Genomic DNA, 24,427 nt, shown 5'->3' with positions numbered 1-24,427 from the left:
ATCTAGTGATGATGGCATAGAGGAAACACTCCTTCCCATTCCGAACAGGAAAGTTAAGCTCTATAACGCCGATGGTACTGCATGGGAGACTGTGTGGGAGAGTAGGAAGTTGCTAGGTAATGGATCTTTAGCTCAGTTGGTTAGAGCAACCGGCTCATAACCGGTAGGTCCGGGGTTCGAGTCCCTGAAGGTCCACCATTTTGGGGGTATAGCTCAGTTGGGAGAGCACCTGCCTTGCACGCAGGGGGTCAGGAGTTCGAATCTCCTTACCTCCACCAAATAGGTGGAAAAGTCATGAATTTTATTCATGGCTTTTTTTTTATAAAATTTTATATGAAAATTGATATGCAATTTATATAATGATATTATATAGATAATGATAAAAGTAAGTAGAAATTTATAAAAATATAATTAAGGTATAATAAACTAGATGTTTATATGGTTTATAATATAGAAATAATATGCGATGAAAATAGATTAATTAAAAAAATGATACCAAAATTATTATAATTATACATTAAGAAAAATATCAGATATATAATTTAATATTATTATGAGGAGAAGTATATGTATAGAGTTAAGCAATTCATATGGGCTATAACTGGTGCAGTTAAATCCGTAGATTATGAGTTGGTAGAAAAATATTTAGATAAAGAAGAAATGTTTATATTTAAGAAATTAAAAAAGTCAGAACAACATCATTGTATTAGAGTATGTAATGATGCAATACAAATGTTGAAAGATCATAATAAAAAATTAGAAATAGAAACTTCTAATAAAACACAAGAAGAGACAACGTTGAGTATTAATCAATACAAATTAGGTAAAATTGCTTTATTACATGATGTTGGCAAATCCATTTTTCCTATAACAATTATTGATAAATCAATAATTGTTATATTAGATAAATTAACTAAAGGTAGGCTTAGAAACTATGATAAATATGAAAAAGTAAATTCTTATTATAATCATCCAATAAGAGGAGTAAAAATTCTTTCGCAATTAAAAAAATATGATAATGAATTTTTAGATATCATAGGTAATCATCATAAAGATTTAAATAAGAATGATAACTTATATTTAAGTATTATAAAAAAGTGTGATGATATGAATTAATTATTTAATGTAAAAGGGAATATAAGGTGGTTTTTTAATGAATTCTAAAGAGAGAAGAGAAAAATTAATTATTAATCTTAAGACCAGTAATTATCCTATTAAAGGGATTAAACTAGCAAAATTATATGGTGTAACTAGACAAGTAATAGTTAAAGATATAGCTATATTGAGAGCAAAGGGGGAAAATATAATAGCTACTCCTGATGGCTATAGTCTAATTGAAAAAAATAATAGATATAGAGATGTGATTGTTACAAAACATTCTAATGAAGATTTAAAAAGAGAAATGGAGATTATAGTTAAATATGGTGGTATTATAGAAGATGTTATAATTTCTCACTCTGTTTATGGTGAAATAACTGGATCTATAATGGTTAAAAATTTAAATGATTTAAATAAGTTTTTAGAGAGATATAATTCTAATGATACAATACCTTTATCAATGTTAACTAATGGAATTCATATGCATACCATATCATCTATAGATAAAGAGTCTATGCAGTTAATAAAAAAAGAATTAAAAGATGAAGGATTTTTAGTTTAATATAAGTTTTAAATATAAAATTTTAATTAAGGAGGAATATATAATGGATTATGATGTTTTAATTTTAGGAGGTGGAATCGTAGCTTGTGCAGTTGGCTATGAATTGTCTAAATATAATCTAAATATAGCTGTAATTGAAAAAGACTATGATGTAGCTGATGATATAGCTGTAGTTAATACTGCAATTGTTTATGATGGATCTGAAACATCTAATGCATTAATGGCAGGACTTGAGAATATAGGTAGTGAACTTATAAGAGAAACTTGTTCTAAATTTAATATTCCTTATAGAAAAATTGGTTCATTGAGATTGTCCTTAGATGAAAAAGAAGATATTAAAATAAGAAATATGTATTCTGTAGCAAAAGATAGGGGAATTTTAAATGTTGAGCTTATAGATAAGCAAAAGATAAAAGAAATAGAGCCAGAGCTTGTTGATGAATATGATAGTGCTCTTTATTCTAAAAATACTGCTATAATTGCACCTTATGATTTAGCAATTGCTTATGCAGAAGTAGCTTCTGATAATGGAGTTAATTTTAGGTTTGAAGAAGAAGTATTAACTATTAAAAAGATATCAAAAGGATTTGATGTAACTACTAATAAAAATAAATTTAAATGTAAATTTGTTATTAATACTATTCCGGATGAAATATATATTGATGAAGAAGATGAAGTTAAAGAAATTATTCCAGAAGATAATGGAGTTAGAAAAAGTATGAATTACTTATTTACTGAAGGAAAAGTTGAAAAAAGTTTAAGTAAAATAATAACAAAAGTTATTGATGATGATACATTTATTATAAGCTCACCTATGATTAATGGAGACACAATGATATGTATTAAGTATACTGATAAACTTAATATTGATAGAGGAATAGAAATAACTAACCTTGTTTTACCTAAGTTAAAAAAATGTAATGTTAGTGATATGGTAAGAGAAGTCTATAAAAAAGATGAAGTATTAATTGATGATAGCAAAATAGATAGTGGATATATAAGAGTTACTGGAAAGCATTATGGGAAACTTACAATTGCACCAGCTATAGCAAAAAGTATAAAAGGAAGACTAGTAAATAGTTTAAATGCTAGCTTAAAAAAGAACTTTATTGATAAGAGAAGAGAATCTTATAGAATAAGAGAAATGACTAGAGAAGATGCGAATGAAATAATTAAGCTTGATAAGAGATATGGAAACATAATATGTGCATGCAATAATATTAGTGAAGGTGAGATAGTAGATTGCATTAGAAGGCCTTTAGGAGCTAGAACACTAGAAGGTGTTAAAAAGAGAACAGGTGCTGGTTTTGGAAGTTGTCATGGCTCATATTGTACAAGAAAAATAATGAGTATATTAGCCCGAGAAATGGACAAAAATATTATAGATATAGTTAAAGACTCTAATGATTCTAATATTGTATATGGAAGAATTAAAGAGTTTGATGAAGTTTAATGGAGAAGATTTTTATGAATAGTGAAGTTTTTACAAGTATAGTTAGAGTAAAAAGTGACCCTAAGCATAGAGTTGTTTCTGTAAAAAGCACAGCTCCTATAGATAAGACATTATGGAAAGAATTATCTAAAGTTATTAGTAGACTTTATGTTAGTACACCTATAAATATAGGAGATACAATTTGTAAGAATATTTTAAATACAGGAATAGATATTATATGTACTAAAAAAATAACAAGATAATTATTATATTTTATAAATTGTTTATTTTAACAAATTATTATGTTAAATAGTCTAGTAAAATATTGACAAAGTAATTAAATTTGTAATATAGTAAATGTAGATTTATAATATATAAACCTGTGAAGAGGCTAAGTAGTTTTAATTAGGTTTTTAGAGAGTCAGTGGTTGGTGTAAACTGATAATTCTAATTATTACGAATCCACCTTGGAGGGACTGTGAATTAAGCAGTACGGGAAACCGTTAAATTTTTGAGTGGATAAAGCATATGCTTTATCAATTAGGGTGGCAACGCGGAGTCTTTCGTCCCTTTTATAAGGGAGAGAGGCTTCTTTTTTATGTCCGTAAATAACTAGTATTTATTATTAAATTAATATAAGGAGGAAACTTAAATGTTAGATTTAAAAAGAATTAGAAGTAATGCAGAAGAAATAAAAGTTGCACTTACAAATAGAGGAGAAGATTTTGATGTAGCTGTTATTGATGAATTAGTTAAGCTTGATGAAGAAAGAAGAAATATATTAGTTGAGGTTGAAGCTTTAAAGAGTAAAAGAAATCAAGTTTCATCTGAAATTCCTAAATTAAAAAAAGAAGGGGAAGATGTAACTTCTATAATGGCTGAAATGAAGGAATTAGGAAATGAAATAAAAGAACATGATTCAAGACTTTCAGAAATAAATGAAAAAATTGATTATATTATGTTAAGAATACCTAACATACCAAATCCACAAGTTCCAGAAGGAGCAAGTGATGAAGATAATGTAGAAATAAAAAGATGGGGAGAAACTCCAAAATTTGAAGGAGAACCAAAAGCTCACTGGGATTTAGGTGTTGATTTAAATATTATAGATGCCGAAAGAGGAGGAAAAGTTGCTGGTTCAAGATTTACTTTCTATAAAGGTATGGGAGCAAGACTTGAAAGAGCTGTATTAAACTACTTTATGGATAAACATTCTGATGATCATGGCTATGTAGAAGTATTACCTCCATATATGGTTAATAGAAATAGTATGACTGGAACAGGTCAATTACCTAAATTTGAAGAAGATGCATTTAAAGTAGAAAATAATGGATTCTTCTTAATACCAACTGCAGAAGTACCTGTAACTAATATGTATAGAGATGAAGTTTTATCAGGTGAAGAATTACCTATAAAACACGTTGCTTATTCAGCTTGTTTTAGAGCAGAAGCAGGTTCAGCTGGTAGAGATACTAGAGGACTTATAAGACAACATCAATTCAATAAAGTTGAATTAGTTAAGTTCTGTAAACCAGAAGATTCTTATAATGAATTAGATAAATTAGTTAGAGATGCAGAAGAAGTTTTAGAAGAATTAGGATTACCATATAGAAAAGTTAGAATTTGTAAAGGGGACTTAGGGTTTACTGCTGCTTTAAAATTTGACTTAGAAGTATGGATGCCAAGTTATAATAGATATGTAGAAATTTCAAGTTGTTCAAACTTTGAAGATTTCCAAGCTAGAAGAGCTAATATTAAATACAAAGAAGATCCAAAAGCTAAACCACAATTTGTTCACACATTAAATGGTTCAGGATTAGCAATAGGAAGAACAGTTGCAGCTATATTAGAAAACTATCAAAATGCAGATGGAACTGTAAGAGTACCAGAAGTATTAAAAAGATATATGGGAATAGATGTAATAAAATAAATTATAAAATAAAAAAAGGTATCATAATAGAAAGTATTTTTCCATATGATACACTTTAGAGTGTCGGCTTTGTCGGCACTTTTTTTATAATTTAAACTCATTTAATAAGAATTTTGCTACGCCATTATCATTATTTGAATCTATAACTTTAGTTGATAGTTCCTTAAGTTTTTGAACTGCATTTTTTACCGCAATTTTATTTTCAGCAAGCTCAAACATTGGAATATCATTTAAATTATCTCCGAATACTGTTAAATTAGTAAAAGAATTTTCTTTCATCAATCTTTTTATTGAATTAGCTTTTGAAGATTTATGACTAAAAATCTCTAAAATAAAGCAGTCTCCTCTATCATAGATATCTTCATATGCATAAGCAGATATATTTTTTATTTTTTTTACTTCTTCATATAAAGAAAGTACTTTAGATTTCTTGTCCATTACAAAGAAATATAAAACATTAGAGTCAATAGGAAGAGCTTCTTTAATAAAACTTTTTAATTTGCTACCTTTTCTCTCATTCATAAATTTTATTTGATTGCTGCTTAATTCTTTATCAAAATAAACATAAATATGATTTTCTTTTAATGTGTAAGTGAAATATGAAATGTTAGATTTATCTAATATATTTTTTATACTTTGAACTGAATCAGATTCTATTGAATTATAGTGAATATATTTACTTTCTTTTAAGCTATATGTTGCAGCACCATTCATAACTATTACAGGTAATTTTAAATTTAAATCTTTTAATAAGGGTACAACAGTTGCTGGAGTTCTTGCAGTAGCTATGGAAAAGTTCATATCTGTATTTTTAAGAAGCATATTGATATTATTTATAGTATACTGTGATAATTGAGCATCAGAATTTAAAAGTGTGCCATCTAAATCTGAAATATATAAATTCATTCTAATCTCCTTTTAAATATAAATTTTTTATAATTATAGTCTAAATATGGATATATAACAATAATTTATTAGCAAAAAGAATATATAAAATAATAAAAAGTTATTTTTGATAGGATTAACATAATAATTAAATAATACTATTAACTTAATATATTGATATATTGATTTAAATTATAAAAATTAAATAATAAATTATCAAATAAATTATGTTAATAATAAAATTATAAAAAAATAAAAATAATATATTGACACAAATATAGAACGTTGATATAATAAATCCTGTAATCGCGGAGAGATGGTCGAGTTGGTTTAAGGCACCGGTCTTGAAAACCGGCGTACCTTTACGGGTACCCAGGGTTCGAATCCCTGTCTCTCCGCCATTTTTTTATATAAAAATAGTCGAGGGCATATGAATATGGAGAATTACTCAAGTGGCTGAAGAGGCGCCCCTGCTAAGGGCGTAGGTCGGGCAACTGGCGCCCGGGTTCAAATCCCGGATTCTCCGCCAAAACACTTAACATTTGTTAAGTGTTTTTTTATTAAATAAATATATATTTAATAAAAAAAGATAACTATAAAACTTTATAGTTATCTTTAAAAATATTATACAAGATCATTTACTTTATTATATGCAAACTCAATTATATCATCACATGATATTCCATTTCTTTTTAAATCTATACATTTAATTGAACCAAATTCATTAATTACAGATTTAACTAAGTTTTGAGTTATTTCTCTAGCATTATTCTTTTCTTCACTAGATTCTCTACCTTTTTCAGCTCCTATAATCATTAAAGCACTTACTACAGCTCCACATGTATTTCCTGTAGACATACCAGCTCCAAATGGAGTTCCAAGTGATACTGGTATATTAAGATTTTTCTCTTCGTTTATAGTCTTTATAATTGATTCTGCACAATTAAATCCTTGAGAGTGAAATTCTAATACTTTACTCATTTTTATATCTCCTTAAATTATTTTTTATTTTTCTTAATAAAGAAATAAATCACCAATAATACTTAATTTATAAAAGTTAGTTTTAATGAAATTATTAGCAGTGTTTTACTATTAATTACTGCTTGTCACACTATATGATATCTTTTTTATTTATCTAGAAAATTTATTATGATTTTTATATGAGTTTGCTAGATAAATACTTTAGTATATTTATATTTTTCTCAAATGTTAATTAAACTAATATTATTAAGCCATATGAAAATAAAATTTATATACATTATATAATAACTTTTCTTAAAGAAATTAGAAAAAATAAAATTAGTTCTCATATAAATTTATATATTCAAATAATACGATATAAATTTATATAAGTCAATGCTAAAAATAGATAGAAGTGAATTTGAATAACAAATTCACTTCTATAAAATATGCTTAAAAGCATTATGCTCATATATTAAATTTTGAGGGTATTTAAATTTTCAGGATTTAATAAAGGGTGTAATTTTATAGCGCTTGTAATGCTACTGAATTTAATAATCCCCAAGGTTTATTATAATTAGGTTGGAAGAAGAAGTCTGTCATAGCTAATTCTTCAACTGTCATATCATTTTGAATAGCTACTGAAAGTGTATTCATAAGTTCAGTTAAATCATAATCTGAAACTATTTGTCCACCTAAGATTCTTCTACTATCTTTATCAAATACTAGTTTAACAAGTGCTTCACAATTAGTAGGCATAAATTCAGGTCTATAGTTATCTTTATAAATTACTGATGCAACATTATATTTTGTAGTAGATTTTGCAATCATTTCAGTCATACCAGTTGATGCTATATTATGATTATAAATTTTTATTCCTGATGTACCTTGAGTCCCCATATATTTTAAAGTTGGTTCAACTAAATTTCTAGCTACTAAAGTACCCATTCTTACAGCATTTGTTGCAAGAGGGATATATCTTTCATCTTTAGCTGGATTATATCTAACAACACAGCAATCACCAGCAGCCATTACATCTTTGTGGCTAGTTCTCATATATTCATCAATTATAATAGCTCCATTTGGAAGCATATCAAGTTGACCTTTTACAAGCTCAGTACTTGGTCTAAATCCTATACAAAGAACAACTAGATCTCCTTCATATGAACCTTTATTAGTTAATACTTTAGATACTTTTCCGTTAATACCTTCGAATTTTTGAACTAATTCACCAGTAACAACATTTATTCCATGTGATCTAAATGCATCTTCTGCTTTAGAAGTAAATTCCTCATCAAGATATTTACTCATTATTCTTTCTTCAGCATCAATTAAAGTTACATTTTTACCAAGAATTTCAAAAGCCTCTGCTAATTCAACACCAATATAACCAGCTCCGATTACAACGATATTTTTAGCTTTTTTAGCTTTTTCTATAATAACTTGTGAATGATTAAAGTTCTTTGAAAGAACTATATTTTCTAAATCTATTCCTTCGATTCTTGGTACAATTGGCCATGAACCAGGTGTAAGAACTAATTTATCATATGAATCAGTAAATTCTTCGTTAGTTAAAAGATTTTTAACTGATACTTTTTTGTTTTCTATATCTATATTAGTTACTTCATGTTGCATCTTTGTTACAACTCCAAGTTCAGCTAATTTTTCAGGTGAACTATAAAATAATCCTTGAGGGTCTTTAACAACATCAGCCACATGTAATGCTATACCACAAGATAAGAATGATATATTATCATTTCTTTCATAAACTGTTACTTCACTTTCAGGGTGAAGAGCTTTAATATTACTTATTGCTGCTGTTCCAGCATGTGTACATCCAACAACTACTACTTTCATAATTAAAATCTCCTTTTTAATTTAAATTTAAGATAACTATATTATGCCAACCTGCGATTTATATTAAACATATATATAACTTAAAAATGTTTAATGTTGACATAACTACTCTGGTTTATTTGATAATAATATAACACAATAAAAAAAACTATTCAATAGTAATTATCCTATAAAAATTTATTTTAAATAATTATTCATATTATTAAAAATAATCCTATAAAAAGTTTTTTGAAAAACTTTTAGATAAGTAGTTGACATATTAAAATCAACTTGTTATAATGATAACTGTCTTTGATATGGAGAGATGGTCGAGTTGGTTTAAGGCACCGGTCTTGAAAACCGGCGTACCTTCACGGGTACCTAGGGTTCGAATCCCTATCTCTCCGCCATTTAAATATTTTTAGAGGGCACATGGAGAATTACTCAAGTGGCTGAAGAGGCGCCCCTGCTAAGGGCGTAGGTCGGGCAACTGGCGCCCGGGTTCAAATCCCGGATTCTCCGCCAAAACACTTAACATTTGTTAAGTGTTTTTTTTATAAATTTATATATAAAAATTATAGTTAAATTTAAATTATAAATTGAAATAAATATTAAAGTAATAATATTGTTAGTTAAAAAAATTAAGAGATAAATGAAATAAAAAAAGAGATTATAAAATAATAAATAAAAATTATTTTATAATCTCTTTTTTATTAGATATTGAAGCTACTGAACTTTAATTTTAGATTTTTTATAGAGATAAAAAAATATTTGTAGGATATAATTAAAATAAGTAAAAATTTAGAAAGGAGCTTTAATGTGGGAATTAGATTTATATATGGTAGAGCAGGTAGTGGAAAAAGCACCTTTTGCTTAGAGCAAATAAAAAAGAAGTTAAGTAATAATAATGGAAATAAATTAATTATAATAGTTCCAGAACAATATACATTTCAACGAGAAAAAGATTTATTGAGAGTGGTTGGTGAAGAAGCATTATTAAGAGCTGAAGTTATTAGTTTTAAAAGAATGGCTAGAAAAGTTTTTGATGAATGTGGTGGAAGAGTTCATAGAATAATAAAAGATGAAGGAAAAAACATGCTTATTTATAAGCTGTTACAAGAAAAAGGAGAGGACTTAAGTTATTTTAATAGAATTTCTAAACAACAAGGATTTATAGATATAATTTCAAAAACAATAACTGAATTTAAAAAATACAATATTTCCAAGGAAATATTGTTAGAGGGTGTAGAAAAAACAGAAGATATTGATTTAAAAGATAAGCTTGTAGATTTAGCTAATATATTTGAAGAATATAATTCACGAATTGAAAATAAGGTTATTGATGGTGATGACGAACTTACTATTTTATCTAAAAAACTTAGAGGTTGTAATATTTATGAAGGAGCTGAAATTTGGATAGATGAATTTACAACTTTTACACCTCAACAAATGGATATAATAAATGAACTTTCCAAAACTGCAAAAACAATTAATATAACTCTTTGTATGAGTAATTCTTCTAATAAAGAAGAGGATGTAACAGATATATTTAATGCAATTAAGAATACTGAAAAAAGAATTATAAAGATGATGGAAGAAAATAATATAGGATATTTAGAGCCTATAGATTTAAATAAAGGAGTTCCTTATAGATTCCGAAATTCAAAAGAACTTGCTCATATAGAAGAGCATTTTTTTACTTATCCATTTAAAATATATAATGGAGAAAACAGTAATATAAGACTTTATAAAGCTAATAATAGTTATGATGAAATAGATACGATTGCTAAAGATATAATTAGATTAGTAAGAGATAAAAACTTTAGATATAAAGATATATCAGTGATATGCAGAAATATAAATGATTATGAAAAGATAACATCAGTAATTTTTACTCAATATGGCATACCTTATTTCTTAGATAGAAAAATACAAGTTCTTAGTAATCCAATAATTATTTTAATTATGTCAGCAATAGAAATATTAATAAGAAATTGGAGTTATGAAAGCATTTTTAAATACTTAAAAAGTGGTCTTGTAAATATGGAAAGAGAATACATAGATAAGCTTGAAAATTATGTATTGGAAAATGGAATCAAGGGATATAAATGGACTACTGAAGACGTTAATAATGGATTCTTTAATAGAGAGAATGATATTTCACAAGAGGAATTAGAAATAAAAGAAATAATGGAATATACAAGAGAGCCTCTAATGGATTTCCATAATAAAATAAAAGGAAATAAGAGAGTAAAGGATATTTGTACTGCAGTATTTGAATTTCTTTTAGAATTAAAGGTTTTTGAAAAAATAGAAGATTGGATTAAAGATTTTGAAGCAGAATCTTTAGAAATAAAAATAAAAGAGTATGAGCAAGTTCCAAAAATTATTATGGAAGTTTTGGATCAGGCAGTTGAAGTAATGGGAGAAGACAAGGTATCACCTAAAGAATTCTATAAAATACTTAATGCAGGATTTGAAAGTAAGGAAATAGGTGTTATTCCTGTTGCTTTAGATCAAGTTAATATAGGAGATATAGCGAGAGTTAAAGGAAGAGAAGTTAAAGCACTTTATATTATTGGAGTTAATGATGGAATACTACCTTCATCAACAAAAGAAGAGGGGATAATTTCAGATAGAGATAGAGATTTATTAAGAGAAATGGATATAGAACTTGCAGCTACAACAAAAGCTAGAGCTTTTGAAGAGCAATATATGGTTTATACTGCACTAACTATTTCTAGTAGATATATGATGATTACGTATCCAATGGCAGATTTTGAGGGTAAATCTTTACGTCCTTCTATAATAATTCCTAGATTAAAAAGAGTTATGAAACCATTAAAAGAAGAAAGTGAATTATTTAATTATTTCAATAGAGATAAGTATAGTAAAATAACAACACCTACTCCAACTTTTAATGAATTAGTATTATCTTTAAGAAAACAAGTTGATAATGAAAATATAGAAGAATATTGGCAAGAAGTATACAAATGGTTTTTAACTAGAGAAGGATTTGTAGAAAAAACTAAAAATATTTTTGATGGTATAAATTATACAAATTTAGAAAATGAAGTTTCAAGAGAAAAGCTTATTTCACTTTATAAAAATAATTATGGAAATTTAAGATTTGATGTATCTAGGTTAGAGCAATATGCAAGTTGTCCCTTCTCTTATTTTGTTAAATATGGACTTAAGGCTAGAGATAGAAAAATATATGAATTTTCAGCTCCAGACTTAGGAAGTTTTATGCATGAAATATTAGATAATTTCACTACTAGAGTTAAAAATGAAAATATTTCATGGAGTGAGTTAAATAGAGAAAAGTGTAGAGTTATAGTTGATGAATTAGTAGATAAAAAACTAAAAGAAGATGTTAATTCTATTTTAAATAGTAGCAATAGATATAAGTATTTTACAAATAGATTTAAGAGAGTTATTACAAAGTCTGTATCTGTAATTTCAGAGCAGATAAAGCGTGGACAATTTGAAGTTTTCAGTAATGAATTTTCATTTGGAGATGTAGGGTCTGGAGAACCTATAAAATTAGATTTACCTTCAGGAGAGCGTGTTTACTTAACTGGAAGAATTGATAGAATAGATACATTAGTAATGAATGGGGTAACTTATCTTAGAGTTGTAGATTATAAATCAAGTGCTAAAAAATTTGATTTAGCAGAATTATTTGCAGGAATTCAAATGCAACTTTTAGTTTATATAGATGCTTTAATAAGAAATTCAAAGTATATTTTAGAAACAGGAGCAGTGCCTGGAGCTATTCTTTACTTTAGAATTGATGACCCAATATTAAAAGGTGAATCTATTTTAGATGAAGAAAAATTAAAGGAAGAGATTTTAAAATCATTAAAAATGGAAGGTCTTTTATTGAAAGATGCTGAAGTAGTTCGTGCTATGGATAATGATATGAGTTCATTTTCTCTTGTTATTCCAGCTAAATTTAATAAGAATGGTGAATTTGATAAAACTAGTTCAGTAGCCACAGAAGAGGAATTTAATCTTTTAAGAGAATATGTAAATATAAAAATGATAGAACTTTGTACAGATATGTTAAGTGGAAATATAAAAATTCAGCCTATTAAGTATAAGGATAGAGATAATTGTGAGTTTTGTGATTATTCATCTATTTGTCAGTTTGATACAAGTATACAAGATAATAATTATAATCTTATATTTAAGAAAAGTGATGATGAAATTTGGAGTAAGATAAGAAAATGCGTAAAAGGAGATTGTGTAGAAGATGACAACGAAATGGACTAATGAACAGCTTGAAGCTATTGTAACTAGAAAATGTAATCTACTAGTTGCAGCTGCAGCAGGATCAGGTAAAACTGCTGTTTTAGTAGAGAGAATTATAAGAATAGTAACTGATGAAGAAAATCCAGTTGATGTAGATAGACTTTTAGTTGTTACTTTTACAAAAGCAGCTGCAGCAGAAATGAGAGAAAGAATAGCTGCTGCTATAACAAAAGAATTGGAAAGTAACCCTAATTCTAAAAATCTTCAAAAGCAACTTACTCTTTTAAGTAGAGCGAATATAACAACAATGCATTCATTTTGTTTAGATGTTATAAAAAATAATTTTCATGTTATAGATTTAGACCCTTCTTTTAGAATTTCTGATGAAACTGAGGGGATATTACTTAAAAATGAAATTATAGATGAGCTTTTTGAAGATTTGTATGATGAAAATGATGAAGAGTTTTTAAATTTAGTAGAAGCTTTTTCAAATAGTAAAAGTGATGATAATTTAAAGGATATTATAAAAGATTTATATAGATTTTCCATGAGTGGACCTTGGTCTGAAAAATGGCTTAAAGAAAAATCAGAAGAGTTTAATTTGGAAGAGGGCTTTGATGGTTCTATATGGGTTAATATTTTAAAAAGAGAATTATTAGTTGAAACTGAAAGTTATATAAATTTATATAATAGAGCATTAGAAATTATAAAAGAAACAGATGGATTAGAACCATATATACCTCAATTTACTGATGAATTATCTAATCTTATAAATTTAAGAGACTCATTAAATGGTAATATTAAAAATATAGAAAATGCTATTTGTAATTTACAATTTGCAAGACTTAAAACTGTAAAAAAATCTAGTGTATCTGATGAAGGGGCACAAGAATTTGTAAAAAGAATAAGAGATGATTGTAAAAAGAAAATGTGTGCTATAGTAAAAGATCCTGTATTTAATAATATAGGTGAATCATTAGATACAGTTAGAAAATGCTATCCTTATATGAAAAAATTATCTGAAATAACTTTAGAGTTTGGAAAGAGATTTAGTGATAGAAAAAAAGAAAGAAATATGCTAGATTTTAATGATTTAGAGCATTTCTGTTTAAAAATATTAAGTGGAGATACTATTGGAGAGCCATCTCAAATTGCTTTGAATTTTAGAGAATTTTTTGATGAAGTTTTAGTTGATGAATATCAGGATTCTAATAATGTTCAAGAAGCAATTATAAATTTAGTTTCAAGAAAAAATACAGATAATCCAAATGTATTTATGGTTGGAGATGTTAAGCAAAGTATTTATAGATTTAGACAAGCGAAGCCAGAGTTATTTTTAGAAAAGTACAACACTTATTCTAAGGTTCCAGGAGAAAAAACTAGAGTTATTCAGCTATATAAAAATTTTAGAAGTAGAGAAGAAGTTATAAATGGAGTTAACTTTATATTTAAAAAACTTATGTCTGAAACTGTTGGAGAACTTGAATATACAGATAGTGAAGCTTTAAATTTAGGAGCTAATTTTCCAGAAATAGAAGAAGGACTTGTAGCTGGTGGAAAGATTGAGGTTAATATATTAGATAAATCAAATAATGTTATTGAAGCTAAAGAGACAGAAGATGATGAAGAGGAAGAAGATATTGAGTGGATAAACTTAGAAGCTAGAATTGTTTGTAGAAGAATTAAAGAACTTATGTCAGAATCTAATAATTTTAGAGTTTTAGATAAAGAAACAGGAGAATATAGAAAACTTAAATATAAAGATATTGTTATACTTTTAAGAGCAACTAAGAACTGGGCAGAAGCTTTTGTTGATGAATTTGGAGTAGAGGGAATTCCTGCATATGCTGATACTGGTTCTGGATATTTTGAATCTATAGAAGTTAGAACAATAATGGCATTATTAAAAATTATAGATAATCCAATGCAAGATGTTCCTATGATTGCTGTGTTAAGGTCACCTATTTTTGGATTTAAAGCAGAAGATTTTACTGATATAAGAATTATAAATAAAGATAAGTATTTTTATGAAAATATATTAGATATAGCAAAAGGTGAAGTAAATATTAGAGAGGAACTTATTGAGAAGTGTAGGTCATTTAATGAAAGGTTGAATATATGGAGAGATAAGTCAGTATATATGCCAATTGATGAATTTATATGGCATTTATATATGGATACTGCTTATTTTGCATATGTAGGAGCTATGCCAAATGGTATGCTTAGACAGGCAAATCTTAAAGTATTATTCCAAAGAGCGAGAGTATATGAAGAAACAAGCTTTAAAGGATTATTTAATTTCATAAATTTTATAAATAAACTTAGAAAATCTTCAGGTGATATGGAAAGTGCTAAGATTCTTGGGGAAAATGAAGATGTAGTTAGGATTATGAGTATTCATAAAAGTAAGGGACTAGAATTTCCAGTAGTATTTTTATCTGGAGCAGGAAAAAACTTTAATTTAATGGATATGAATAAAAGCATTTTATATCATGATGATTTAGGATTTGGACCTAATTATGTAGATTTAGAAAAAAGATTAAAATATTCTACATTACCTAAAGAAGCTATAAAGAAGAAATTTAAATTAGAGACTTTATCAGAAGAAATGAGAATTTTATATGTTGCTTTTACTAGAGCAAAAGAAAAGTTAATAGTTACTGGAGCTGTTAATGATATAGAAAAAACAGCTAAGAAATGGGTTAAATCAGCTTCAATAGAAAAGGAAAGGATTGTTCCATCAGAAGTATCTAGTGGAAAGTCATATATAGATTGGATTGGTATGGCACTTTGTCAACATATTGATGGAGAACCTATAAGGGAAAAAGTAGATGGGGATAAAAATATAGTTAGTGATGACTTATCCACATGGGATGTTAAGGTATGGAATAAAAATGACTTTTCTGTGGAGAAAAATTTAGAGCCTGTGGGTGAAAATGAAGATAAAGAATTGTTTATAACTTTAACAGAAGGAGCTGTGGATAAAGAAGTTGAGCGTAGATTAGGATTTAAATATAAATTTGAAGCTTTAACAACTATGAAAAGTAATCTTTCAGTTTCTGAATTAAAAAGAGCAGGATATGAAAGTTTAGAAGCTGATTATGATGGGGAAGTTCTATTTAAAGATAAACCTGTAATTAAGCCAAGGTTTTTACAAGAAACTAAAGGACTATCAGGAGCTGAACGTGGAACAGCAGTACATTTTATTATGCAAAAAATTGATTATGATAGAGTTTCCACTATTAATGAGATAAAAGAGCAAATAAAAGAAATGTATGATAGTGAGCTTATAACTACAGAAGAATATGAAGCTATAAATCCATTTAAAATAAAAGCATTTTTTGATAGTAATATAGGAAAAAGAGTACTAAATGCTTATAATTCAGGAAAGATGGTTAGAAGAGAGTTTCCTTTCTTTTTAGAGTTAGATGTATCTGAAGTTAAGGAAGAACTTAAAGGAACTAATTTTGAAGAAACAGTAAGAATTCAAGGAATTATAGATTTATTCTTTGAAGAGGATGGAAAAATTATATTAGTTGATTATAAGACTGATTATATTGAGGCTGATGCAGAAAAAGAAATGAAAGATAAATATTCAATACAAATAAAATATTATAAGAATGCATTAGAAAGAATAACAAAAAAAGAAGTAAGTGAAAGTATTTTATTCTTATTTTTCAAAGAATCAGAAGTTATCATGTAGAAAAGAAAAAAGATGTCTTAAAAGACATCTTTTTTTCTTTTCCAACTAGTTTTTAAGTTTATGTTTCTTTTGGAGATGATTTTATGTTTGAAATTCTTAGAATAATTTAGTTTTGATATGATTCTACTATTTTTTTAGCTTCTTTTAGTAAATCTGCTTTATTATTCAAATCTGGATAATCTAAAATAATATTAAATAATTTTTTTAAAACATCTCCAATAATTTTTCCTTTGCTTAATCCTAATTCGTTTATTAAATCATCTCCTGTTATAGCTAAATCCTTTAAGGACAGTGGTTCTTTAGAGATTAAAATATTATTTGTTACTTCTCTCATCTTAACTATTTTATGTGTTGCCACAGAAGGATCTTTTAATGATAATATATCTGCTTCTTGAAGCGAATATAAATTTTCTATTGAATCTAAACCAACTCTAGTAATTAATCTTTTAATATTAGAATTATTAGGATTATCTAAAACATTCATATGCTCTCTTATTAATTTAAGAGTTTCTTTTATTGTTTTATTATCAAATCTAAGTCTATTTAAAATTTTTCTAGATATTTCTTCACTCTTAATATTATGACCGTAAAAATGACCAATTCCTTTTTCATCTAAGTTAAAGCAACTTGGTTTTCCTATATCATGGAGAAGTGCAGCTAATCTAACTGTAAGTATACTTGGAGTTTTTTCTAATACAGAAAGGCTATGTTCAAATACATCCTCAAAATGATGAGGATTTTTTTGGTCAAAACCAAATGTATCCTTAAATTCAGGAATAATATTTGTAAGTAATCCTGTATTCTTTAATAGTAATAATCCTTTTCTTGGATTATTAGAAAGTAGGATTTTAGAAATTTCATCTCTAATTCTTTCAAAGCTTATATTATTAATAAGAAGATTATTTTTTTCTATATTAGATAATGTATCTTTATCAATATCAAAATCTAGTTGAGATGAAAATCTGATAGCTCTAAGCATTCTTAGAGCATCTTCATTAAATCGTATATCACTATTACCTACTGCTCGTATAATTTTATTTTTTAAATCTGACTTACCTTCAAAAAAATCTAATAAACCTTTTTTATCATTATATGCAAAAGCATTTATAGTAAAATCACGCCTAGATAAATCCTCCTTTATATTTTTAACAAATTCAACTTTTTCAGGGTGTCTATTATCTATGTATTCTGATTCTGTTCTATAAGTTGTAACTTCAAAATTTTCATTTTCTATAACAACAGTTACAGTCCCATGTTGAAGACCTGTAGGAATGGTTTTTTCAAATAAAGATATAGTTTGGTCAGGTGTTGCAGATGTTGCAATATCATAATCTTTTGGTGTTTTATTTAAAAGATAATCTCTTATACATCCGCCAACTAAAAAAGCTTCAAAACCATTATTATAAAAAGTATCTATTATAAACTGAACTTTTGCGGGAATATTAAAATTCATATTAATCCTCCTAAAAAAATACCTTATTTAATCTATTATAATAAATTAAATAAGGTATTTGAAATAATATATTAATTATTTACCATCTCTTTCTTGAATATACTTATCACGAGCAGTTTTAAGTTCCTCTATCTTATCAGATATTTTAGTGCTATTATCTAAAAGCTCTAAGTTTTCTTCTAGAAGAGTGATTGATTTAGAATAATAATGTTCAGCAACTAAAGTGTCCACTTCTTTTAGGAGATAATTAGTGTACTCTTCTTTACACTTAGGAATATAAGTGGCAGCTGTATTGTAGCCTTCATTATTACTAGGAATTGATTTAAAAATGGTTAATGCTTCTTTAAAATTTTTCTTTTGATATTCTGAAATACCTTTTGTTAAAGTGCTTGAACTAGAAATATTATTAGATAATACTCCAACTGTTTCATCAATTTCTTTATCTAATAAGTTATATCTATTTATTTCATTTATAATAACTAATGCTTCATCACTAGTTATTTCACCATTGTTTAATTTTTCAGTAATAGATTTAAGTTTATCTTTAAAATAAGATGTTAAATCATTATTTATTTTAAATGATTTTAAAATGTTCATATTACCTTTAGTTACAACTAGATTATTTGCAGTACTATAGTGAGCATTATCAAAATAATTTTTAAAGTTAACTACTAATGATTTATAGGATAAAGTAGTAAAACTAAATAATATTCCAATTAAAAGTACAGATGATAATACTATAGTTATTAATTTCAAATTTAATTTTTCTTTTGTAGTGTTAAAATTTTCTTCTGGCTGTTTAAAACTTTCATTATTTAATTCGTTCATAATATCACCTCTTTATTTTAAAATATTTCCATTAAATGTAAAATTTAAACATAATAATTTAATATTTTAAATAAGTATGATAAGATAAATCTTGATGGTTAAAATATAATTATATTAATATATATTTTTATTGAAAGGAGGGAAAACATGAAAGATAATTTTTTTGTAAAGTTTAAAAATTGCTTACATAGATTAGATAAATTTCCTCAATATATAGACCAAGGAATAGGAAAGGCAATATTATATGGTTTTTTAATAAGTCTTATATTTGGTGGGATTTTAGGAATATATAATAGCTATATGACTAATGGATTAATAAATAAGGCAACAACTGAAATAAATAATCCAGAATATGCTTTTAATATAAAAGATAATACATTTACTATGGCTAAAAATCCTATAATAATAAATCAAAATGGAAATCTTATTTATATAAATGATAAGAAAACATTAGATGATGCAAATGATATAATAAATGAATATCCAGAAGATAATTCATATATGCTAGTTTTAAAGAATGGTGTTAAAATTCAATCTTTAGGTATGGGCGGAAACTATGACTATAACCAAGTAAATAGTAAAATATTTAATGCTAAAGAAGTTAATAATGAAACTTTAGTTCAAACAATACAAAGTGCTAAAAAATATTATTTTGGTTTTATAACTATTTATAGTATTATAAATAGATTTATAAATTTAATAATAGATAGTTTATTTGTAACAGTAGTAGGATTAATAGTTTCAATATTCTTAGGAATGATGGTTAAGCCAACAGCTTTATATAGCTTATCTATTTATGCGGCTACAGTACCATTTTTATTATCATTACCAATAGGAATATTATATCCAAGCATAAGCTTACAATATCCATTAATTATTGCTACTGCAATATATGTGGCTATAATACTTAAGCATATTAAAAATGATTTAGTAAATAGACAGAGAAATAATAAGAATAATAACAGATTAAATAGATTTCTATAATAAAAATACTTTCTTAAATAAAATAATTTAAGAAAGTATTTTTTTTGTGTATTATATTTAGAATTTATGATAAGACTTATAAAATAATGAAATTTAAATCGTATTCCTAATAAATATTTGCACAAAATCTTCAATTGTGATAATATAATTTTGTTAAAAGTATATAAGGGGCGTTAGTTAAATGGATATAACTTACCGCTACGGACGGTACATTATGGGTTCGATTCCTATACGCCCTACCAGAATATAATTTAAATTTCAAAAGTAATTTTACTTTTGAAATTTTTTTTTATTAAAAATAAGTTATTTTGATAAGATTAGACTAATTATAGTAAAATATTGAATATAATTAAATTTATAATTGGAAACTAGGAGGATAAATTAGTGAGTAGCTATAAGATAAGTGTCATAGTTCCTGTATATAATGTAAAAGAATATATAGATGAAACTATTAAATCAATATATAATCAAACTCTTAAAGATTTTGAATTAATACTTATTGATGATGGTTCAACTGATGGAACTTATGAGATGCTTAAAGAATATGAAAGTAAGCATAATAATATAAAACTTATTAAACAGGAAAATTCAGGACCTAGTAAAGCGAGAAATGTAGGGCTTAAAGAAGCAGAAGGCGAATATATAATTTTTGTAGATTCAGATGATTTATTGCCAACAGATTCTTTTGAGTTTAGATATAATTTAGCAAAAGAAAAAAATGCAGATGTAATAGTATGTGGAACTGAAAAAACTACTGATGGAATTGAAAGAAAACCAATAGCAAGACATATGTTTAATGATGGATATAGAGTACTTGGAAAAGATAATGATATATTATGGGCTTTAGGTCCTTGTAATAAAATATTTAAAAGAGAAACTATAGAGGGAATATTTTTTCCTTTAAATATATATTATGCAGAAGATCAAGTATTCATGATGGAGGCATTTTTAAAAGCAAATAAATTATATGCAACTAAACATGTTGTTTATTATTACAGAATGAGAAAAAATCCAGGTGAATCATTAACACAGCAAATAAGTGTAAATGCTACAAAAATATTAAAGCAAGTTTGTACAGTATGGAAAATGGTATCAAAAATTATAGATGAAAATACTTCAAATAGAAATTTAGCTAATAGTATAAAAGTAAATTATTTTTATAGATTGATGATAATAGATGTTTGGCCATCACTAGATAGAATTTTTAGAGGAAAAGATGAAATAACTAAAAATGAAAGTTTAAATGAAATAAATTCAATAGTAAGTGATGTAACAGATGAGCAGTTAAAAAATTTAGGTAGAATAAAAAGATTTGCTTTTGAAAAAATCGTTAAAAATAGTAAGTTAACTGGAACTAAAAAAATCAAGAAGATAAGAAATTTAATGTTTATGTATAAGAGTGTAGTTAAAGCAAAATCATTAGTAAGATTATAGTAAATTAATAAAAGAGACTATTTAATCAAATAGTCTCTTTAGTTTTAAATACATTTAAAATGTGATAAAATCAATTTAAGTATAAAAACTTTTAATTAAAGAGATTAAATTTATGTTAGGGGAGTTAATTTATGATATATGCAGAGATATTAGCAGGCGGAAAAGGCACAAGAATGGGTAATACAGAAATGCCAAAACAATTTTTAAAAATCGGAGAAAAGCCAATAATAATACATACATTAGAGACTTTTTTATTAAATTCAAGATTTGAAAAAATAATAATAACAACGCCAAATCAATGGATACAACATACAAATGACTTAATAAATAAATATATACCAAAAGCATTTATAGAGAAAATAAAAGTATGTGCAGGTGGTTCAGATAGAAATGAATCAATAATGAGTGGTATAAAATTTATAGAAGAAAATTATGGACTTAATGATGATGATGTAATAGTTACTCATGATGCAGTAAGACCATTTTTAACACATAGAATAATAAATGATAATATAGATAGTGCTTTAGAGTTTGGGGCTTGTGATACAGTAGTTCCAGCTTTTGATACTATAGTTGAATCTAAAAATAGAGAAGATATAAGTGATATTCCAAGAAGAGATTTTATGTATCAAGGACAAACTCCTCAAAGCTTTAACATAAAAGAGCTTATAAATCTTTATAATTCATTAACTAAAGGAGAAAAACAAATATTAACAGATGCAGCTAAAATATTTGTTGTTAAAGGAAAAAATGTTAAGCTAGTTCAAGGAGAAGTTTATAATATGAAAATTACTACTCCTTATGATTTAAAATTAGCTAATGCTTTAGTGAGGGATGATTTAAATGATAAATAAGATTTATAGATTAGTAGCTCCAAAGCAGATAGTAGTTGAGTTTAAAGATAAAAATTTAGATGGTGAAGGAATTATAGTAAAACCAACTAGACTTTCAATATGTGCAGCTGACCAAAGGTATTATACAGGTACTAGAGGAAGAGAGGCAATGAGAAAGAAGCTTCCAATGGCTTTAATTCATGAAGGAGTTGGAGAAGTTATATATGATCCTAAAAATGAATTTAAACCAGGGGATACTGTTGTAATGATTCCAAATACACCAACTGAAGAGGATGATATTATTGCAGAAAATTATTTAAGAACTAGTAAGTTTAGAGCTAGTGGATATGATGGTTTCATGCAACAATATGTTTTTATGGGAAGAGATCGTATTATTAAATATAATAATATAAATCATGATGTAGCTTCATTTATAGAGCTTATAAGTGTTTCAGGTCATTCTATAGATAGATTTGATAAAAAAGCACATTCAAGAAGAGATGTTATTGGAGTTTGGGGAGACGGAAATGTTGGATTTATTACTTCATTAATCTTAAAAAAGAAATTTCCAAATTCAAAAATAGTTGTTTTAGGAAAAAATGAAGAAAAATTAAGTTTCTTTTCATTTGTAGATGAAACTTATCAAATAGATGATATTCCAAAAGATTTTAAAGTTGACCATGCTTTTGAAGCTGTAGGCGGAAAAGGAGCAGAAAATGCAATAGATCAAATAATTGATTATATAAATCCAGAAGGAAGTATTTCTTTATTAGGAGTATCTGAGAATCCTGTGCCTATTAATACAAGAATGGTATTAGAAAAAGGATTAAACTTAATTGGAAGTAGTAGAAGTGGAAGAGTTAATTTCCAAGAAGCAGTAGATTTCTTAGAAGCTCATGAAGATGCTCAAAATCAACTTCAAAAGCTTATATCAGCAGTAATTGAAGTAAGAAGAATTAGTGATATGGTTAAAGCATTTGAACATGACTTAACAACTTCTTTTAAGACTATATTAGAATGGAATATATAAATTTTAGGGCCATTTTTAAATGGCCCTTTAAAAATGAGTGAGGTGTAATATTTTGAAAACCTTAGAAAGACTAGTAATAAAATATATATTAAAAATAATATATTGTCTTTCATATATATTTAAAATTAAAAAAAGAATAGTTTTTGCTACATATAGACCAGATTATATGGAGGGAAACTATAAATATATATTAGACGAAATAAAAAAGAGAAACTTAGATTACGAGTGTAAAATATTATATGAAAAACCGGGAGCAGGTTTAGCTGGAATGCTAAAATATTTAAAGCATATGTGTATAGCAGAACATTATCTTGCAACTTCAGAATTTTTTATAGTTGATGATTTTTATTTTCCTGTTTATGCAGTAAATAAACTTAGAAAAGGAACAGAAGTTGTTCAAGTTTGGCATGCTTGTGGAGCATTTAAGAAATTTGCACTTAGTACAGTTGATGAAAATTATTCAAATGGAAATGAATATATAAAATATATTCCAATTCATACAAACTACACTCATGTAACAGTAACATCTAAGGAAGTAGCAAAACATTATGCAGCTGCATTTAATATGTCAGAAGATAATATTGACCCAATTGGAGTTCCAAGAACAGATATATTCTTTGATGAAAAGAAAAAAGAAGAAGCTAAAGAAATACTTTATAAAAAATATCCAAAATTAAAGGATAAGAAAATTATTTTATATGCTCCTACTTTTAGAGGAACAGGGCAAAGTGATGCAAATAGTGGAATAGCTTTTGATGTAGATAAAGTTGTTAATGCTTTAGGAGAAGATTATGTTTTAGCAATAAAAATGCATCCATTTGTAAAATGGAGATATGAAAAAGAAAGTGACAAAGTAGTAGATATGTCAGATTATAAATCAATAAATGACATACTTTTTATAACAGATATTCTTATAACAGATTATTCTTCAACTGTTTTTGAATTTGCACTTTTAGATAAACCAATGATATTCTATGCAGATGATTTAGAAACTTATATAAATGATAGAGATTTTTATTATGAATATACAAGCTTTGTTCCAGGGCCTATAGTAAAAACTACAGATGAATTAGTAGATTTAATAAAAGAAGATAATTATGACTTGGAAAAAGTAAGAAAATTTAAAGAGAAATTCTTTGATTATACAGATGGATGTTCAAGTAAAAGATTCGTAGATAAAATAATATTAAAGAAGTAAGGTG

General features: G+C 26.3%; 17 protein-coding genes, 7 tRNA genes, 1 rRNA gene and 1 other annotated feature. Of the genes, 20 read left to right on the top strand and 5 right to left on the bottom strand.

All coding sequences use genetic code 11. From position 1 onward, the window contains the following. Position 1 precedes the first annotated feature (1 nt). The 8 genes from rrf to serS all read left to right on the top strand — a co-directional run bounded on the left by rrf (position 2) and on the right by serS (position 5,022). Positions 2-118: ribosomal RNA gene (gene rrf / locus HMPREF1092_RS13020) — 5S ribosomal RNA — on the top strand. Positions 119-121: 3 nt separating this feature from the next. After that, positions 122-198: transfer RNA gene (locus HMPREF1092_RS13015), tRNA-Ile, on the top strand. Between the two features lie 4 nt (positions 199-202). Next, positions 203-278: transfer RNA gene (locus tag HMPREF1092_RS13010), tRNA-Ala, on the top strand. Positions 279-567: 289 nt separating this feature from the next. Then, positions 568-1,116, top strand: a complete 549-nt coding sequence (locus HMPREF1092_RS13005) for an HD domain-containing protein (protein ID WP_002599129.1) — start codon at positions 568-570, stop codon at positions 1,114-1,116. A gap of 37 nt (positions 1,117-1,153) precedes the next feature. Further along, complete coding sequence (locus tag HMPREF1092_RS13000; protein ID WP_002599128.1) at positions 1,154-1,660, top strand: transcription repressor NadR; 507 nt, start codon at positions 1,154-1,156, stop codon at positions 1,658-1,660. 43 nt (positions 1,661-1,703) lie between these two features. Next, positions 1,704-3,113 (top strand): NAD(P)/FAD-dependent oxidoreductase, encoded by a 1,410-nt coding sequence (locus tag HMPREF1092_RS12995; RefSeq protein WP_002599127.1) that lies wholly within the window; start codon positions 1,704-1,706, stop codon positions 3,111-3,113. A 14-nt stretch (positions 3,114-3,127) separates the two neighbouring features. Continuing rightward, positions 3,128-3,355 carry a DUF1667 domain-containing protein gene (locus HMPREF1092_RS12990; RefSeq protein WP_002599126.1) on the top strand — a complete coding sequence of 76 codons (228 nt, stop codon included), beginning with the start codon at positions 3,128-3,130 and terminating at the stop codon, positions 3,353-3,355. Between the two features lie 110 nt (positions 3,356-3,465). Next, positions 3,466-3,666, top strand: a binding site (T-box leader). 78 nt (positions 3,667-3,744) lie between these two features. Next, positions 3,745-5,022: a serine--tRNA ligase gene (gene serS / locus HMPREF1092_RS12985; RefSeq protein ID WP_002599125.1), complete on the top strand. Its 1,278-nt coding sequence runs from the start codon at positions 3,745-3,747 to the stop codon at positions 5,020-5,022. 84 nt (positions 5,023-5,106) lie between these two features. Here serS and HMPREF1092_RS12980 read toward each other — a convergent pair whose 3' ends face one another. Next, positions 5,107-5,928 carry a Cof-type HAD-IIB family hydrolase gene (locus tag HMPREF1092_RS12980; protein ID WP_002599124.1) on the bottom strand — a complete coding sequence of 274 codons (822 nt, stop codon included), beginning with the start codon at positions 5,926-5,928 and terminating at the stop codon, positions 5,107-5,109. 289 nt (positions 5,929-6,217) lie between these two features. On the opposite strand from HMPREF1092_RS12980, the gene HMPREF1092_RS12975 reads away from it, so the two are divergent. Beyond that, a tRNA-Ser gene (locus tag HMPREF1092_RS12975) sits at positions 6,218-6,308 on the top strand. A gap of 37 nt (positions 6,309-6,345) precedes the next feature. Next, positions 6,346-6,436: transfer RNA gene (locus tag HMPREF1092_RS12970), tRNA-Ser, on the top strand. A gap of 95 nt (positions 6,437-6,531) precedes the next feature. Here HMPREF1092_RS12970 and HMPREF1092_RS12965 read toward each other — a convergent pair. Together HMPREF1092_RS12965 and HMPREF1092_RS12960 are read right to left on the bottom strand one after the other, a co-directional pair. Beyond that, a complete protein-coding gene (locus HMPREF1092_RS12965; protein WP_002599123.1) occupies positions 6,532-6,888 on the bottom strand; it encodes a C-GCAxxG-C-C family (seleno)protein in 357 nt (118 codons plus the stop codon). A gap of 504 nt (positions 6,889-7,392) precedes the next feature. Then, complete coding sequence (locus tag HMPREF1092_RS12960; RefSeq protein ID WP_002599122.1) at positions 7,393-8,724, bottom strand: FAD-dependent oxidoreductase; 1,332 nt, start codon at positions 8,722-8,724, stop codon at positions 7,393-7,395. Positions 8,725-9,022: 298 nt separating this feature from the next. Here HMPREF1092_RS12960 and HMPREF1092_RS12955 point away from each other — a divergent pair. The 4 genes from HMPREF1092_RS12955 to addA all read left to right on the top strand — a co-directional run bounded on the left by HMPREF1092_RS12955 (position 9,023) and on the right by addA (position 16,663). Then, positions 9,023-9,113, top strand: a tRNA-Ser gene (locus tag HMPREF1092_RS12955). Between the two features lie 24 nt (positions 9,114-9,137). After that, positions 9,138-9,228, top strand: a tRNA-Ser gene (locus HMPREF1092_RS12950). Positions 9,229-9,522: 294 nt separating this feature from the next. Next, positions 9,523-12,981: a helicase-exonuclease AddAB subunit AddB gene (gene addB / locus HMPREF1092_RS12945; RefSeq protein WP_002599121.1), complete on the top strand. Its 3,459-nt coding sequence runs from the start codon at positions 9,523-9,525 to the stop codon at positions 12,979-12,981. Next, the gene (gene addA, locus HMPREF1092_RS12940; protein ID WP_002599120.1) at positions 12,962-16,663 is read left to right on the top strand and encodes a helicase-exonuclease AddAB subunit AddA; all 3,702 of its coding nucleotides are present in this window, start codon (positions 12,962-12,964) and stop codon (positions 16,661-16,663) included. The genes addB and addA overlap by 20 nt, the downstream gene beginning before the upstream one ends. A gap of 106 nt (positions 16,664-16,769) precedes the next feature. Here the strand turns inward: addA and HMPREF1092_RS12935 are convergent, their stop codons facing one another. Together HMPREF1092_RS12935 and HMPREF1092_RS12930 are read right to left on the bottom strand one after the other, a co-directional pair. After that, positions 16,770-18,116 (bottom strand): CCA tRNA nucleotidyltransferase, encoded by a 1,347-nt coding sequence (locus HMPREF1092_RS12935; RefSeq protein WP_002599119.1) that lies wholly within the window; start codon positions 18,114-18,116, stop codon positions 16,770-16,772. A 75-nt stretch (positions 18,117-18,191) separates the two neighbouring features. Next, complete coding sequence (locus HMPREF1092_RS12930) at positions 18,192-18,944, bottom strand: hypothetical protein (protein ID WP_002599118.1); 753 nt, start codon at positions 18,942-18,944, stop codon at positions 18,192-18,194. Positions 18,945-19,091: 147 nt separating this feature from the next. Here HMPREF1092_RS12930 and HMPREF1092_RS16605 point away from each other — a divergent pair, with 147 nt between their 5' ends. The 6 genes from HMPREF1092_RS16605 to HMPREF1092_RS12900 all read left to right on the top strand — a co-directional run bounded on the left by HMPREF1092_RS16605 (position 19,092) and on the right by HMPREF1092_RS12900 (position 24,423). Then, positions 19,092-19,928 (top strand): DUF1189 family protein, encoded by an 837-nt coding sequence (locus HMPREF1092_RS16605; RefSeq protein ID WP_002599117.1) that lies wholly within the window; start codon positions 19,092-19,094, stop codon positions 19,926-19,928. Between the two features lie 167 nt (positions 19,929-20,095). Further along, a tRNA-Arg gene (locus HMPREF1092_RS12920) sits at positions 20,096-20,170 on the top strand. Positions 20,171-20,312: 142 nt separating this feature from the next. Then, complete coding sequence (locus tag HMPREF1092_RS12915; RefSeq protein ID WP_002599116.1) at positions 20,313-21,362, top strand: glycosyltransferase family 2 protein; 1,050 nt, start codon at positions 20,313-20,315, stop codon at positions 21,360-21,362. A 131-nt stretch (positions 21,363-21,493) separates the two neighbouring features. Then, positions 21,494-22,216 (top strand): IspD/TarI family cytidylyltransferase, encoded by a 723-nt coding sequence (locus tag HMPREF1092_RS12910; protein ID WP_002599115.1) that lies wholly within the window; start codon positions 21,494-21,496, stop codon positions 22,214-22,216. Continuing rightward, positions 22,206-23,225 (top strand): zinc-binding dehydrogenase, encoded by a 1,020-nt coding sequence (locus HMPREF1092_RS12905; RefSeq protein ID WP_002599114.1) that lies wholly within the window; start codon positions 22,206-22,208, stop codon positions 23,223-23,225. The genes HMPREF1092_RS12910 and HMPREF1092_RS12905 overlap by 11 nt, the downstream gene beginning before the upstream one ends. A 52-nt stretch (positions 23,226-23,277) precedes the next feature. Further along, on the top strand, positions 23,278-24,423 hold the full coding sequence (locus HMPREF1092_RS12900; RefSeq protein ID WP_002599113.1) for a CDP-glycerol glycerophosphotransferase family protein: 1,146 nt from the start codon (positions 23,278-23,280) through the stop codon (positions 24,421-24,423). The last annotated feature ends 4 nt before the right edge of the window (positions 24,424-24,427 follow it).

This window comes from Clostridium thermobutyricum, from assembly GCF_000371465.1.
Classification (GTDB): domain Bacteria; phylum Bacillota; class Clostridia; order Clostridiales; family Clostridiaceae; genus Clostridium; species Clostridium thermobutyricum.
This window is presented reverse-complemented; position numbering and strand designations above follow the sequence as displayed.